Source organism: Ktedonobacter sp. SOSP1-52 (assembly GCF_016587395.1).
This window is the reverse complement of the sequence record NZ_BNJH01000006.1, coordinates 24,517-39,056: the sequence shown is the minus strand read 5'-3', so window position 1 is coordinate 39,056 and position 14,540 is coordinate 24,517. Positions and strand designations below refer to the sequence as shown.

13 protein-coding genes are annotated in these 14,540 nt (G+C 54.7%); 8 read left to right on the top strand and 5 right to left on the bottom strand.

Annotated elements, in window-relative coordinates; genetic code table 11:
* Positions 1–14 precede the first annotated feature (14 nt).
* The 3 genes from cbiQ (at position 15) to JMJ16_RS45385 (ending at position 2,181) form a co-directional block, all read left to right on the top strand.
* Entirely contained in the window at positions 15–890 is an 876-nt protein-coding gene (cbiQ, locus tag JMJ16_RS45395) for a cobalt ECF transporter T component CbiQ (protein ID WP_201392398.1), read from the top strand.
* Positions 887–1,705 (top strand): energy-coupling factor ABC transporter ATP-binding protein, encoded by an 819-nt coding sequence (locus tag JMJ16_RS45390; protein ID WP_201392396.1) that lies wholly within the window; start codon positions 887–889, stop codon positions 1,703–1,705. Before cbiQ ends, JMJ16_RS45390 begins: the two co-directional genes overlap by 4 nt.
* 194 nt (positions 1,706–1,899) lie before the next feature.
* Positions 1,900–2,181: a hypothetical protein gene (locus tag JMJ16_RS45385; RefSeq protein ID WP_201392394.1), complete on the top strand. Its 282-nt coding sequence runs from the start codon at positions 1,900–1,902 to the stop codon at positions 2,179–2,181.
* Between the two features lie 126 nt (positions 2,182–2,307).
* Here JMJ16_RS45385 and JMJ16_RS45380 read toward each other — a convergent pair whose 3' ends face one another.
* Positions 2,308–3,273 carry a carbohydrate kinase gene (locus JMJ16_RS45380; RefSeq protein ID WP_201392392.1) on the bottom strand — a complete coding sequence of 322 codons (966 nt, stop codon included), beginning with the start codon at positions 3,271–3,273 and terminating at the stop codon, positions 2,308–2,310.
* A 68-nt stretch (positions 3,274–3,341) separates the two neighbouring features.
* Positions 3,342–4,754 (bottom strand): glycoside hydrolase family 32 protein, encoded by a 1,413-nt coding sequence (locus JMJ16_RS45375; protein WP_201392390.1) that lies wholly within the window; start codon positions 4,752–4,754, stop codon positions 3,342–3,344.
* A 328-nt stretch (positions 4,755–5,082) separates the two neighbouring features.
* Between JMJ16_RS45375 and JMJ16_RS45370 the strand changes: the two genes are divergently transcribed.
* Both JMJ16_RS45370 and JMJ16_RS45365 read left to right on the top strand, forming a co-directional pair.
* Positions 5,083–6,780 carry a phosphatidylserine/phosphatidylglycerophosphate/cardiolipin synthase family protein gene (locus JMJ16_RS45370; protein ID WP_201392388.1) on the top strand — a complete coding sequence of 566 codons (1,698 nt, stop codon included), beginning with the start codon at positions 5,083–5,085 and terminating at the stop codon, positions 6,778–6,780.
* Positions 6,781–6,871: 91 nt separating this feature from the next.
* Positions 6,872–8,443 carry a serine/threonine-protein kinase gene (locus JMJ16_RS45365; protein WP_201392386.1) on the top strand — a complete coding sequence of 524 codons (1,572 nt, stop codon included), beginning with the start codon at positions 6,872–6,874 and terminating at the stop codon, positions 8,441–8,443.
* 91 nt (positions 8,444–8,534) lie between these two features.
* Here JMJ16_RS45365 and JMJ16_RS45360 read toward each other — a convergent pair whose 3' ends face one another.
* Positions 8,535–8,867 carry a helix-turn-helix transcriptional regulator gene (locus JMJ16_RS45360; RefSeq protein WP_201392385.1) on the bottom strand — a complete coding sequence of 111 codons (333 nt, stop codon included), beginning with the start codon at positions 8,865–8,867 and terminating at the stop codon, positions 8,535–8,537.
* A gap of 97 nt (positions 8,868–8,964) precedes the next feature.
* Here JMJ16_RS45360 and JMJ16_RS45355 point away from each other — a divergent pair, with 97 nt between their 5' ends.
* Entirely contained in the window at positions 8,965–10,137 is a 1,173-nt protein-coding gene (locus JMJ16_RS45355) for an MFS transporter (RefSeq protein WP_201392384.1), read from the top strand.
* A gap of 196 nt (positions 10,138–10,333) precedes the next feature.
* Here JMJ16_RS45355 and JMJ16_RS45350 read toward each other — a convergent pair whose 3' ends face one another.
* A complete protein-coding gene (locus tag JMJ16_RS45350; RefSeq protein WP_201392383.1) occupies positions 10,334–10,870 on the bottom strand; it encodes a DinB family protein in 537 nt (178 codons plus the stop codon).
* A 277-nt stretch (positions 10,871–11,147) separates the two neighbouring features.
* On the opposite strand from JMJ16_RS45350, the gene JMJ16_RS45345 reads away from it, so the two are divergent.
* Both JMJ16_RS45345 and add read left to right on the top strand, forming a co-directional pair.
* Positions 11,148–12,029, top strand: coding sequence for a LysR family transcriptional regulator (locus tag JMJ16_RS45345; protein ID WP_201392382.1), 882 nt, complete (start codon positions 11,148–11,150; stop codon positions 12,027–12,029).
* Between the two features lie 372 nt (positions 12,030–12,401).
* Positions 12,402–13,457, top strand: coding sequence for an adenosine deaminase (gene add, locus JMJ16_RS45340; protein ID WP_201392381.1), 1,056 nt, complete (start codon positions 12,402–12,404; stop codon positions 13,455–13,457).
* A 79-nt stretch (positions 13,458–13,536) separates the two neighbouring features.
* Here the strand turns inward: add and JMJ16_RS45335 are convergent, their stop codons facing one another.
* On the bottom strand, positions 13,537–14,520 hold the full coding sequence (locus tag JMJ16_RS45335; RefSeq protein WP_201392380.1) for a DMT family transporter: 984 nt from the start codon (positions 14,518–14,520) through the stop codon (positions 13,537–13,539).
* Positions 14,521–14,540 lie beyond the last annotated feature (20 nt).

The window sequence follows — 14,540 nt, the reverse complement described above, 5'->3', positions numbered from 1 at the left end:
ATAAGAAAGAATATATGCTTTCACACACCAATCAATCAACCAACAAAGAGCACAGGCGGCAATTTGGCTGGATCGAGAAGACCATTGGCGGTATCTCCGAGGCCATTGAGCGGGCCGTCTTTACGGAGGAGCATGCACATAAGGCCGGCTGGCTCCAGAAGCTCGATCCACGCGCCAAGCTGGGCATGTTCCTGGTGACAGTGCTGGCGGCTAGCCTATCACACTCGCTCTTCATGTTACTGGCCTTCTACCTCGTGCTACTCCTGGTAGCGCGGGGTAGCCAGGTCCCCTTCGACTTCTTTGTGCGCCGCGTCTGGCTGGGTATTCCCTTCTTCGCGGGAATCGTGATTCTCCCCGCGATCTTCCTGGTACCCAACGGGCCACGCCTCTTCGAGCTCTCCCTGGGAACCTGGCACCTTGGTCCAACGTATGCCAGCATCCTAAATGGCTTGATCTTTATCGCACGTGTGGGCGTCTCCGTCTCGCTGGCGGTGCTCCTGATTCTCACCACGGCCTGGGCCGATATTCTAAAAAGCTTGCAGGTCCTGCGTGTACCCCAGGTCTTTACCCTGCTGCTCTCCATGACCTATCGCTATATCTTTCTCTTTCTCCATACTGCCAATGGTATGTTTGAGGCACGCAAGAGCCGAACCGTGGGCCGCTTGAGCGGGAATGAACAGCGCAAATGGATTAGCGCTTCAATGGGAGTCTTGATGAATCGCTCGTTTCGCATGAGCAATGATGTCTATGCCGCAATGATGGCACGCGGCTTCACGGGAACCATCCACACACACCAGGACTATCGCATGAGCACCGATGATTGGATGGCGCTCTCGCTGGCAACCGGCCTGGCGCTGATTATCTTTTTCGTGGGAGGATACATATTATGAGCATTTCGCCTGATCAGTCGCGTCAGCAGCCACTCTTTCACTTACGTGATGTATGCTACAAATATCACAGCCAGCGCATGGCCCTGGCTGGCGTCGACCTGGACATCTACCCTGGCGAACAAGTAGCACTCCTGGGAGCCAACGGTAGCGGCAAATCGACCCTGCTCAAGCTCATGGACGGTATCTACGCTCCTACGTCTGGCACAATGCGTATGCTGGAACGTGACATTAAGGCGGTAGCGGCGGGCGAGGAGGCCTTCACCTTTCACCGCGAGGTTGGCCTGGTCTTTCAAGACCCGGATATCCAGCTCTTTAGCGCGACGGTCTATGATGACATTGCCTTTGGCCCGCTTCAGCTGGGCCTCTCGTCCGCGGAGGTACGCGAGCGCTGTGACGAAGCGTTGGAGCAAATGGAGATCACACACCTTGCCAGGCGTGCCCCCTTCGAGCTATCCGGTGGTGAGAAGAAGCGTGCCGCCATCGCCTCTGTACTCTCCCTCCGCCCCGATGTCATCCTACTTGATGAGCCTACGGCGGCCCTCGATCCCCGCACCAAGTGGGTCCTGGTGAACCTCATCCGCAAGTTGGGTCAGGCAGGCAAGACAATCATTACCTCCACCCACGAGCTAGATATTGTGCCCATCATCGCCGAACGCGTCATCGTCCTGGGTGAGGAGCGACGCATCCTGACCGATGGTACGCCTGAGCGCGTTCTCCGCAACCGCGATCTCCTGGTACAAGCCAACCTGATCCACCCGCAACTCCATCAGCTTGGTATAGAACAGCCACCACTCCAGGTAGTCGCCAATCTATAAGCATCATGTTTCCCTCCTTAGTAAGTAGTGTGGGGCGATTGGCGGGCGAATGCCCGCCAATCGCCCCACACTACTTACTTTTTGAGCGCCGCAGGCGCGAAAGGTCAAGCATAAGCATCTGTCTATAATAGAACTGTAAACGACCAGCGTAGATCGGGAGATCCATACAGGTCCTCTCGCAGGAGAACATACATATGACAGATCCACATCGGCCCGAAAACGAGCAGCCAGGACAGTTTGATGAGCAGATAGACTCCGCGCGCAAAGTGGCGGAAGAGCGAATTGACAAGGTCATTGGCGACTTCGCGAAGAAGGTTCCAGGTGGACAGCGATTCGAACAGCAGGCCAAAGACATGGCAAGCGGAGCGCTGAACGTGGTGCAAGACCAGGCGCGCAAGCACTCCGGCAATATTATTGGGCAGGCTGGCAATGTAATCAGTCGCCTCTTTGGAGGAGGGCGCGGGACAGAGCGCTAACTCTCTGGTATTCTTCATTCCAACAACATAACAAAGGGCTCTAGAGCAAGAACGTCTTTCTCTGCATAAGTTCTTGCTCTAGAGCTTTGTTATGTCTTTTCAATAGAAACGCATAGGATCTAAGCCTTACGCAAAAAAGGCTTCGACTTCCGCGCGCCGGGGTGCATTAGCTCCTGGCCTGATGCAATTGAGAGCGGATACGCCTGAGGCGAAGCGCAAAACCTGGCTCAACTGTTCCGGAGTGAGACTCTCCAGACGGCCGCGCTCGTCGATTCCAAGCTCGCTTAGTCGCGCCAGCAGGCCCGCGCAGAAGGAATCGCCTGCGCCCACCGTATCCGCGATCTCTACTGGAAATACGGGAACTCGCACAACCGGGCCATCTATGCGCGCTGCTATGGCTCCCTGCCCTCCCTGGGTGATGACAGCGAGCGCGGGTCCCTGTCGCAACAGCTCGGCGAGCGCCTCTTCATTGCCAAGCCCGGGATAAATCCACTCCAGGTCGGCATCGCTACATTTGACGATATCCGCCAAGGAGAAGGCCCGCCTGAGTAGTTCGCGATACGCCCGCTCATCCTGCACCAGGTTGGGGCGTAAATTAGGATCAAAGGAGAGTAACGCCTTCCCGCGTAGTTTCTCCAGTATGTGCAACACGGCCTGAGGCGTACTACCACGCAGCAGACTAATGGAACCAAAGTGCAAGATACGTGTCTCAATGTACAGTGCTTCAGGAATTTCATTCGCCATGAGAAGCGCCTCCGCCGCGCCCTCACCATAAAAGCTAAAGGTGGGATGGCCGTCTTGCTCGGCGACAAAAGCCAGCGTCGTGTGCGTACCAGACGCCTCGACGAGAAAACGCGTGTCGATCTGCTCACGCTGCATATATGTGCGTAAATACTGTCCAAAATAGTCATCTGCAACTTTGCAGGCGAAGGCCGTGGGTTGCTCCAGGCGCGCCAGGGCTACTGCGACATTAAAGATAGAGCCGCCCGCGTACATGCGAAAATCGACGCCATAGCCCAGGCTATGCTGGCCCTCTCTCAAGGGCATAAAGTCAATCAAACATTCACCAACACAAGTAATCAACCTACGCATAATATTTTTGCTCCCGAAGTTCGTGAATAGATCACTTAATCGCGCACCACTCCTATTATATGTTGCAATTATCGTTTCCAGGCGGAGCTCATGTGATACAGATCCAGGGAATGGAGTATCGTCTCGCCACCGCTAGTATAGAGTTCGATGCCCTGGCTAGAGACATTGGGAAAGATCAGGTCACTGATTACGACCTCTCCATCATTAGCAAAGACCTCGATGGAGGTACGATCTAGCAGAATACGCAGCGTAAGCATGTTGTTCTTCAACAGTAGGGAAGCTTCGTGCCGGGCCGCGAACCTGTTATTGAAATCGCTACGACCAGACTGAGCACGATCAACAAAGAGCCTGGAGGTTCGCGTGTCATAACCGACGAGGGTCTGCTCTTCCCCACCTGCGCGCAGCTTGAAGCCAAACTCTCTGCCACTCCCAGGCTGGAATGAGACCACAATATCCAGCGTATCACTCCTCATGTCTGCAAGCAGGTTTGCTCCCGGTGTAAGCTCGCTACGATCCAGGTGTACATGCTCGCTCCGCAGTTGCTCCAGCTCTCGTATGGGCATTTGCACGAGCCGCAAGCCCTGCGGGGTCATTTTCAGCTCCAGGCTGCGCGGTATAGATATAGTTCCACGCCAGGATGTGGCCGGAGTAACGTGGGCATAGCTCAGATCGGCCATCCATCCGATCCAGATACATCGCCCGTCGCTAGCGGGAATGTCGCTCCAGGACTGGGCCGCGTAAAAGTCTGACCCATAATCAGTCGTCAACAGATCAGACTCTTTGCTGAAGATATGACCATCAAAGCTACCGACATAATAGAAACGCCCGCCGAGGCTAAGTACCCATTTCTGCTTGTTAGGATCGCCATCTATCGCCAGTGGAAAGAGGTCAGGACACTCGGTATGGTCATCTAACTGGCTCTCCAGGCGCCAGTTCTTTAAATCGGGCGAGGAGTAGAAACGAACCTGGCCGCCCGCGACCACCATAACCCAACGCTGCTCTGACGCATACCAGAAGACCTTGGGATCGCGAAAATCGCTCACACCTGGATTCGCGATGACAGGATTGTACTTATACTTCGTCCAGGTTCTACCTCGATCACTACTATAGGCAAGGCACTGATGCTGTGGCACCGTATGAGCTCCCGTATAGAGGGCGGCCAACCCTGAACCACCAGGGAAAATGCCACTGGTATTGTTCGCGTCAACCACAGCGCTCCCTGACCAGGCATCCCCCTGTTCATCAGGATAAAGCGCGATGGAGAGATGTGTCCAATGCACCAGGTCACTGCTCACGGCATGCCCCCAATGCATTGGTCCCCAGACAATACCACCAGGATGATACTGGTAAAAGAGGTGATACTCACCCTGGTAATAGACAAGGCCATTGGGATCATTCATCCAGTTTGCCTGTGGCGTAAAGTGAAACTGCGGGCGCTCCGACTCATTAAAAATATCCCCTAGATTCGCATTTATACTCATGGCTGCCAGTCACTCACTTTCAATTGCTACTCAGATATGATAAGTATCAGGATCGCCAATTAGTATCAATCACACTTGACTTGTAACCGATACTACATTGTCCTGTCAAGCGTCGCTAGTTCTCGTAATTTGCAATTTCAGCTATTTGGTGCTACATTACTTCTACGGCAAAAGGTACAAAACAGTCACTTTTACATAAAAATCTCTTTCATTGCATAACACAATGATGACCTAGAACTAAATCTCTGCCTGATAAGTAATAAAGATATAGTTATGTCTAGCACACACGTAATATATGCTGGTAAAACGCTTGTAGAAGGTGGCAATTATGACGCAAGAAGCAAATATCAATACCCAACAACGGGACTGGTGGGCACAGGGCGATACGCCTGTCCGTGCGAACGATTCGCTTGTAACTTACCTGGTCGATGGCAGGCAGGCGATGTGGACCATATGTCGCCACTGTATTAAAGCACAGAAATACATCTATTTAGCCAACTGGGGCATGACAGCTAAAATGGAGTTGGTGCGAGGAGATGACTATCTCGGCGGACCCGATGGCAGCCCCCAGCGGGCAGCATTAATCGAGGGACTGCGCGTCGAGGGTTTCTCTGAGGCTGATATCCAGTTCTGGCTGACGCATAATCTTTCGGTTCAGGCCGTGCTGGGCTACGCGCGCAGCAAGGGAGTGGAGGTAAAAGTGCTCCTCTGGCACAGCCAGGAAGCGTTTTCACACTACCAGCCGCTTGAGACAAAACAGGAGCTTGAAGCAGTTGGAGTACACTGCATCCTGGATGATAGCGCACGCGGCCTGGTTCACCATCCCGTAGAGTCGCTGCATCAGAAGACGGCGGTTATCGATGGTACACATGCCTTTGTGGGTGGCGTGGATCTTCTGATTGAGAAACAGGGTGATTATGATCGCTGGGACACGCCCATGCACGCCTTCAATACTCCTCTCAGGCTCAACGAACAGCAGAAGACGCCACATCCCTGGCACGATGTCCACTCCCTCATTGAAGGCTGCGCAGCCGGTGATGTAGAGTTTAACTTCCGCCAGCGCTGGAACGATGTCGTCGCTCGCCAGCGCCTGGATACCAGCTTTACTATTCCAGAACGCCCCTTGCCTTTACCTGTACAGGGGGCGCAGACGGTTCAGGTCGTGCGCACGATTCCACAGCATACCTACGATTTTGATCCCGATCCTGGTCTGCAAGACATCGCGCAGGTCTACGCTAAGGCTCTGGGCAATATTCAGCGCTTCGCCTATCTGGAGAACCAGTATCTCTGGTTGCGCGCCTTTATCGGCGTCGACCTGCCCCTGATAGGTTCCGACAGCCCAGACATGGAGACAAACCTACGCACTCTGGGGGCTGCGCTCCAGCGTGGAGCCTTCGCCAGTATCATCCTGCCCGACCATCCCAATGTTGGGCGCGCCTTCAGCGACGCCGGCCTACAGCGCTTACACGCTGAGGCGCCCCAGGCCTTTGAGGAGGGGCGTTTTGAGGCCTTCTGCCTCGGCAGTAGTGGTCAGATTGATGGTAAGGTACATTACCGCCCCATCTACGTACACGCCAAGGTAGCCATCATCGACGACCTCTGGTCAACTGTAGGGTCCGCCAATCTCAACAATCGTGGGATGCGCGACGATACGGAGATCAACGTTGCCGTTCTCGATAGCAGGCTGGCCCGTAACCTGCGCCTGCTGCTGCAGGGCGAGCACCTGGGCCTGGTACAGGATGCGGACCTCTTTGTCCTCTCGCGGCTCCTGAGTCGCCAGCACCTCTCAGCCAGCGAGCAAGAGCGTGCTGTATACATCCATGATTACCTGGAGGAGCGCCTGAGTGAGCCACGAGCCGCGCTCCAGGCTATGCACGAGTGCGCCTGGAATAATCTCCAGCGCTACAAAGAGAACCAGCCTCTGATCGGACATCTCCTGCCCTACCTGAGCGCCGCCGAGGCCACTAACCAGGGCCTGAATTTCCGCGAAGAGCATGGCTGGCTTGAGGAAGAGGCTCAGAAATAAGCTCTTGTCTCCCTTTGGCGCTTACCACGCGTAATAAAATATGGGGCAGTAGACGCTGCCAGGATATGTACGAGGGAAAGGATTAGCCACTGTGTACGTTGATCTCCCAGCCGAAAATATCCTTTATGAGCGCTATATGGTAGATGAAGTGCTGGGAGAGGGGGGCTTTGGGTCTGTCTATCGCGTCCGAGATATGCAAGACAACGACCAGGTCTATGCGCTCAAAGAGGTATCGATTCGTCAGAAGACGGAATGGAAAAGCGTACAACTTGAGGCCGAGCTGCTCAAGCAGCTCGACCACTACGCTATTCCGCGCTTCTATGGCATGGTTGAAGACCCACTGCGCATGCGCGCCGGTATTTTAATGAGCTATATCGCTGGACCCAACCTGGAGAGTCTGCGCAGGCAACAGCCTGAGAAACGCTTCAAGCCCGCGCAGGTTTTCTCCATGATGACGCCGATTGTCGATGCTATTATCTATTTACACCGACAAACGCCATCCATTGTTCATCGTGATATCAAGCCCGCCAATATTATCATGCCAGCATTGGGCCAGGGAGCAGTCCTGGTCGATTTCGGCATCGCCAAGGTATACGAACAGGATAGCACAACCAGCATTCACCGCGTCTGCTCCGCCGGCTACAGCGCGCCTGAACAATATATGACCGGCACCTGTCCTCAGACAGATATCTATAGCCTGGGCGCCACCTTCTATACCCTCCTGACCGGCGAGGTACCCGCCGATGCCCTGACACGCCTCTCTCATATTAGCACCCACCAAGCCGATCCGCTCGTACCAGTCCTGCAACTGGCATCCAACCTCCCTGAGCATATCGCAGAGGCTATCGAATGCGCCCTAGCCATGGAGCCGCAGCACCGTTTCACCTCCGTCAGCGACTTCTGGCAGGCACTCCACACCCCCCTACCTATCGGCGAACAACCCACACGTAAACGGCCCGTGCCTGAAGCCATTATGTTAGGCACACCCGCAAACTCCTCGATCTCGCGCGTCGCTACGCAAGCACACACCCTACAGCGATCCTCACAGACAAAAACTAGCCAGGAGCGGCCCTGGAATGTGCATCGCGGCCTGGCAGCCCTGGCCCTGGTCGTAGTCCTGGCACTCATCCTGGGCACCATGATCTATGCCACAGCCCAGCAGGCAACGGCCAGGGATACACACGCGCAAACCATCACACCTACCAGCGCGCCCTCGATGTACAGTGCCCTCGCCAACTACTACACCGGAACAATGACCCCCAAAACATCTATCCATCACACCGCGCTCACCCTGAGCCAGGTCCAGCAACACAGCGCTAGCTTCAACGGAACTCTGTCCATGGCAGGCCAACCCGGCTCCCTGCATATTGAGGGCACAACCGCTATCGATCACACTCTCCAGTTCAACGTCGCCAGCAACAGCGGAACACTCCTCTTCAAGGGCCAGGTCTACCCCGATGGGCATCTCGCCGGCAGCTACTGCCCCCAGACCCAGAGCACCGCCTGCGGGACTGGCACCTGGAGCGCCACCCCCACGTCTCCCCCGCCCACGCCCACACCGACGAAATCTGTCACACCACCTCCAACTCAAATTAGTGGAGGTGGAAACAACAAGGGTAATAACAACGGCAATAAGAAAAAACACAAGGGAGAGGGCAACTAAGTAACGATAAGCATCTCACACCCATGCATGAAGTCTCCAGTAGCCGCGTACCTCAGTAGCGGGCGGCCCTCCTACATGGGCGGAAACACACTCACTCCTCTATCGCCATCGTCGCATGGTAAGCACGTAGAACCGCGTCCAGCAGGCCGGGGAAGCGCGCTTGCAGGTCCTCGCGGCGCAGGGTGATAAAGAGCCTCGTCCCCTGGGGCGTCGTATTGGTCACACCAGCTTCTCGCAAGACTTTGAAGTGGTGCGATTGGGTCGACTTGGCTATGCCCTGGCTCGCGGAACAGTCACTACAGCTGATGGCTTCATCTAGACCTGCCAGCTCTGTCACGATTTTCAAGCGCAGAGGGTCACTTAAGGCATATAAAACAGCGGGCAAGGAGATATCCTCGCGTTTGGGATGAAAAAGCGTTCTCATGCTTGACAGTATAGCATCTTTTGGTTTAAACTTCCAATGTTCGAATATATACGAACAACAAAACAAATAATTGCTCTCTGATGATAAGGAGTATCCTATGTGGTTTCGTATCCTCGTCCTGGCGTTGGGAACCTTCGCGATTGGGACCGATAGCTTTGTGATCGCGGGTATTCTACCAAATATCGCTGGCGGTTTACATATTTCTCTGGCGCTGGCCGGGCTGACTGTGACCGTTTTTGCTCTCGTCTATGCCTGTGGTGCGCCTATCCTGGCTACCTTTACGGGCTCCCTGGAACGACGGCGTCTCCTGCTCGCTAGCCTGGCGATCCTGGCGCTAGCAAATATCCTGTCGGCTCTGGCTACCAACCTGCCTATCTTTATGGCAGCACGGGTTCTGGCTGCCATCGGAGCCTCGCTCTATACTCCTACCGCGACCGCCGTTGTAACGACGCTTGCTCCTGAGCAGCAACGCGGCCGAGCGCTAGCCATGGTTATGACGGGTCTGACGGCCTCGACGGTCCTGGGTGTTCCTCTGGGCGTATTGATTGGCTCCTGGCTCAACTGGCAAGCGACATTGATGTTCGTCGCACTCTTGAGCGTTCTAGCTCTCGTCGGCGTCCTTACGCTCTTCCCTCAGGTTACGGCACCGCCAACGGTCACGCTTGGGACACGCATCGCATTCTTAAAGCGGCCCGAACTGCTCCTGGCGCTCTTTCAGACCCTGCTCTTCTTGAGTGGAACCCAGATTATCGCTACCTATAACCGCGTTCTCCTTCAGCAGGTTACCCATCTCGATGATCTGGCAATTAGCCTGATGCTCTTGCTCTTTGGCGTTGCAGGAGTTATTGGTGGTATTGTGGGAGGTTATAGCGCGGATCGCTGGGGAAATATACGGACCCTGGTCGGGGGGCTACTGATGCTGGTGGCTATACTCTTTCTCCTTCCCTGGCTGGCAAGCACTGCCCTGGGGAGCGCGTTCGCCCTCTGCGTCTGGGGTATCGCTGGCTGGTCCCTCCTGCCAGCTCAGCAACATCGCCTGGTCGCCTTCGCTCCCAGCACTGCTGGCATCATTCTCTCGCTAAACAGTTCCGCCATTTACCTGGGTATTAGCTCCGGTTCCGGATTAGGTAGTCTGCTCATTCAGACTAGCTCACTTTCGGTTATGTGCTGGATTGCCGCTAGCATTGAAGTCTTCGCGCTCGTGTTTATCCTGCTTACCTCACGCATCGGGAGGCAGGCAAAAGAGCAAAGCGTGATCAAGGCGGCCTAAGCCTCTAACACTCATCCAGATACAAAGGTCGTTTATGTGAAAACCGCCTGATCATACGCCTTAAACCAGGCGTATGATCAGGCGGGACCAGAAATACAGCTTCATATAAATCAGTGCAAAGAGAGAAGAGCTACAGCCCATCCTTTTATATTCAGAATTTGATCCTACTACTCTCTGTAATAGCAAAAATCTTTTTCTATTTACCAGCCCGCTTCATCATGGCCTTCAACGCCTCTATCTCGCCCAAGTGTCCACAGCTGCCCAGAAAGACCGTTTGTAGCATTTGCCGTTTTGTGAGTTCAGCTCCTGGATATATCGGCTGCTGCAATGGTTCGGAGGACGATAGAGAGTGCAAGAAGGTACATAGTGCCTCACATAGCTGGTCCAGGTACAAGAGTAGTTCCCTGGCACTAAGCTGCGGAATGGCAGCAACCTCTTGCAGTGTATAGCCCGTTACCACACCCAAGCCTTTCTCACCAATGCCTTGCGGATTATAGCCTGTGCTTTCAGCCCAGCCACGCGTAAGCCAGAGCTCCTCTGCTGGCTTTCTCCCATCTAGAAGACGCGCGACGACATCAAGCCAACGGCTAAAATGCCAGACCGTCACGCCAATAGAATTCCCTTCCGCGTCCGGTTGCCAGGCCAGCTCCTGCTCTGAAAGACCCTCCACCTCAAGATGCGCCCCCTTAGACAGCGACTCTATAAGCTCGGCATAAAGTTCGATATCCTGCATTATGATTTTTCTCCTTTGTTCATCCTATCAAACAAACACTCTTCCCTGGCACTACTTTCCGGCTCTCTTCTATCTCTTGTCTCGGCTCACTGCGCGAACCTCGGGGAAAGGACAATCTTCCCTTTGAGCACCACAGGCATGAAAGAGAGAATTCTCCCTTCGAGGCTCCACTTGTGGCGCGCCAATTGGCCTTCTCAAGCATAGGGCTTATTATGATATAGTGTCAATATCAAGTTTCTGAGCATTTATTTCATTTTTACTGAACGAAGGAGGCAGGATGGAACTACGCTACCTTGCGACATTTCAGACTATTGTGCGGGAAGGGAGCTTTATCAAAGCCGCCGAGACGCTTTCCTATGCCCCATCGACCATAACCCTACATGTACAGCACCTGGAGTCGGAGCTAGGGTTCAAGCTCTTTGTGCGCCAGGGGAAACAAATTCAGCTCTCAACTGCTGGGCAGGCACTCTATGAGCAGGCAGATACTCTACTTCAGCATGCCCGCACACTTGAGCAAACCATGAAAGAAATCGTTGCCGGCGAAAGCGGCAGTCTGCGCATAGGAGTTATCGAGCCAGCCGCCAGTGTGTACTTCATGCCCCTGCTGGCCGAATTCTGCCAGGAATATCCTAAAATGCATGTGACATTGGAGGTGACAAGCACACGCTTTATCTGCCAACGTGTAGCAACAGGCAAGCTGGAAATCGGTCTCTGTTCTCCTCCACCAGCCGAACTAGGCTTAACCTTTGAGCCGCTCTTTTTTGAACCCATCGCCCTCCTCATCCCTGCGACGCACCCCCTGGCCGAGCTTACACACGTGACACCAGCCGACTTACAAGATCAACGCCTGCTACTTACTGGTCAGTACTGCGCCTACCGTGAAACCATTGAGCATTTCTTCACGCAACGCGGCCTCAATATGCGCCCATGCATGGAGATCAGCAGCTTTGACACCCTTAAGCAAGGGGTAAAAGCCGGTATTGGTATCGCGGTTGTTCCCGCCAGAGCCGTCACACCTGCTCCAGAAGGAACTGTTCTCCACCCCCTTGCCGAATTTGAGCTGCGATTGCCCGTGGGCCTGGTTCGTTCATCACAACACTATATCTCCCGTCCTGTATTAGAAAAACTCATCACAAAGTTACGCACACAGGCTGAGTGATGAGATTTCCCTCCAGGGTCTTCAAAAGAAGAGGCTGTTGCATTTCCTCTGATCGTGACGTTTGTTGAGGTGAGATCTCTAAAAATTGAGGAATATGATGCATCAGTCCCAACCATCCTATAGATCCTTCTGTAGAGCCACCTGCTGCAACTCTCTATAGACACCATGGTAACTGGGAGAAAAAGACAGCTTGCACTCATGCAAGCTTTGATTCATAAGTCAGTGGTGGTGGCACAATCAAGGTATGGCGAGCAGAATAATTTGTGTGGGGACGACACTGTGTCGTCCCCACAATTTGCATCTCCCGCTAGAACCTCATACACTGTATGCAGATAGAAGAGAACTATGTTTATTCAGCATTGGGAGAGATGTATGTCGATAGAACAGTATTTACGGGAGGCACCGAAGGCGGAGCTGCATGTCCACCTGGAGGGCGCAGTCCGTCCCGATACGCTGTTAAAGCTGGCGCAGCGCAATGGAGCATCCTTGCCGGGTAAGAGCGTGGAGGAGCTTCAGCAGTGGTTTCAGTATCGTGATTTCAAGCATTTTATTGAGATTTACCTGGCTATTTCAAGCTGCCTAAAACAAGCTGAGGACTACGAACTAATTGCCTATGAGTTTGGCGAGATGATGGCGCAACAGAACATACGCTATGCCGAGGTGACCTTTTCGCCCTGCACACATGCCTTTACGTTGGGCGTGCCCTTCGATACCTATTTCGCGGGCCTGACACGTGGCCGGGAGCGGGCGCGCCAGGATTTTGGCGTCGAGATCAACTGGGTCTTTGATATCGTGCGCAATCTGTGCAACGAGCCAGGCGTCTCTGAGCGTGCCGACTACACCGTCAAGGTGGCAAAAGAAGGCATGCGCGACGGGGTGGTAGCTCTCGGCCTGGGCGGCAACGAGGTCGGCCACCCTCCTGAGTGGTTCGAACGCTGGTTTAATGAGGCACGCGCTGCTGGCCTGCATAGCAATCCTCACGCGGGCGAGATCGCGGGTCCCGAGAGCGTCTGGGGCGCGTTGAAGGTTCTGGGTGCTGAACGCATCGGGCATGGTGTACGCTCAGCCGAGGATGAGAGCCTGCTGACCTACCTCGCCGAGCACCAGATCCCCCTGGAGGTCAATCCAACCAGCAATATCTGCCTGGGCGTCTATCCCGATTACGCACACCATCCCCTGCTCAAATTGATGGACGCAGGCATTCCCGTCACGGTCAATACCGATGATCCGCCACTCTTTAATACGACGCTCAACCACGAGATAGGCCTGCTCCACAGCGCCTTCCAGCTCGAAGTGGCTACCATCAATACGCTCCTATTAAATGGGATACGCTACAGCTTCCTCCCCGCCGAGCGCAAAGCCACCCTGCTCGCGGAGTTCGAGGCTCAGATGCTAGACCTCACCAAGCGCCACCTGCTGGCAGAGTAACCTCTGATACATGTGGTCAATGTTTTTCATGCAATATAGGTGCCACGTTCACGGCGCGCCATGAACGTAGTGCCTATGTTTAATCACGTGCGCGTACCGGGCGGTTGATCAGGGCGATGCCGGCGGCAACCGCGACCAGGCCCAGGGCGTCGCGCAGTGTGAAGGGTTCGCCCAGCAGGAGGGCCGCCAGGGCCAGGCCCGCTATCGGCGTCAAGAAGTAGTAGGCGCTGACCACGCTGGCCTCACCTCGCCGCAGGAGCCAGAACCAGAGCAGCGAGGCCCCAATGCTGATCACCAGCACGAGGTAAAGGAAAGACTCGATCAGTGGCGCGTTCAGGGTAAACGGCTCAGGATGCTCAAAGAGCAAGGCTGGTATCAGCAACGCGAGGCCAGCAGCCCCCAGTTGCACAGTATTGACGACGAAGGCGTGCTCGCGTGGAGGATAGCGCTTGTAAAAAAGCGTAGCCGCAACCAGTCCAATGACGCCAATAAAGGAGATGAGCATACCACCCACAGTATCGAGCTGCCCATTGCCATTCAGCCTGGCTCCCATGACAAAGAGGACGCCGCCAAAGCCCAGGAGAAGTCCCAGGACACGCCACCATGTCAAGCGCTCACGCAGCACAAAAGGCGCAACCATGGTTAGCAGCAACGGATTTGTCGCCGCGATAATCGAGCCCATACCTGCCGAGAGGGAGCGCAGCGCCTCATAGTTACAGCCCAGGTAGAGGGCACAATTGAGCAGACCAAAGAGGGAGAGGCGTCCCCAGGCGGCCCAGCCACGCGGCCAGGGCACACGACAAACCCAGGCCAGAAGCGCCATTAGCAACGCAGCCGTCAGGAAGCGTACTGAGAGCAGGGTAAGCGGCGGACTATAGGTCACGCCAACTTTGGTGGCAATAAAGGCTGAACCCCAGAGCAGAATATAGAAGAGTGCCACAACCACTATCAGCGGCGAACGCCGGGTGGGAGAAGCTACCGTCCCCGCTGTACTCTCGTCCTGCCGAGAAAAATCTGTTGAAGGCTCTTGTTGCGTCGCGTGCGCTTGGTCTGCTGTATCCATCCGTTCAGTGACTCCATTCT

What these genes read in the sequence shown, in the direction of transcription:
- cbiQ (WP_201392398.1), top strand. Translation starts at nt 15, where the DNA reads ATGCTTTCACACACCAATCAATCAACCAACAAAGAGCACAGGCGGCAA.
- JMJ16_RS45355 (WP_201392384.1), top strand. Translation starts at nt 8,965, where the DNA reads ATGTGGTTTCGTATCCTCGTCCTGGCGTTGGGAACCTTCGCGATTGGG.
- JMJ16_RS45375 (WP_201392390.1), bottom strand. Translation starts at nt 4,754, where the DNA reads ATGAGTATAAATGCGAATCTAGGGGATATTTTTAATGAGTCGGAGCGC.
- JMJ16_RS45345 (WP_201392382.1), top strand. Translation starts at nt 11,148, where the DNA reads ATGGAACTACGCTACCTTGCGACATTTCAGACTATTGTGCGGGAAGGG.
- JMJ16_RS45360 (WP_201392385.1), bottom strand. Translation starts at nt 8,867, where the DNA reads ATGAGAACGCTTTTTCATCCCAAACGCGAGGATATCTCCTTGCCCGCT.
- add (WP_201392381.1), top strand. Translation starts at nt 12,402, where the DNA reads ATGTCGATAGAACAGTATTTACGGGAGGCACCGAAGGCGGAGCTGCAT.
- JMJ16_RS45390 (WP_201392396.1), top strand. Translation starts at nt 887, where the DNA reads ATGAGCATTTCGCCTGATCAGTCGCGTCAGCAGCCACTCTTTCACTTA.
- JMJ16_RS45370 (WP_201392388.1), top strand. Translation starts at nt 5,083, where the DNA reads ATGACGCAAGAAGCAAATATCAATACCCAACAACGGGACTGGTGGGCA.
- JMJ16_RS45335 (WP_201392380.1), bottom strand. Translation starts at nt 14,520, where the DNA reads ATGGATACAGCAGACCAAGCGCACGCGACGCAACAAGAGCCTTCAACA.
- JMJ16_RS45350 (WP_201392383.1), bottom strand. Translation starts at nt 10,870, where the DNA reads ATGCAGGATATCGAACTTTATGCCGAGCTTATAGAGTCGCTGTCTAAG.
- JMJ16_RS45385 (WP_201392394.1), top strand. Translation starts at nt 1,900, where the DNA reads ATGACAGATCCACATCGGCCCGAAAACGAGCAGCCAGGACAGTTTGAT.
- JMJ16_RS45380 (WP_201392392.1), bottom strand. Translation starts at nt 3,273, where the DNA reads ATGCGTAGGTTGATTACTTGTGTTGGTGAATGTTTGATTGACTTTATG.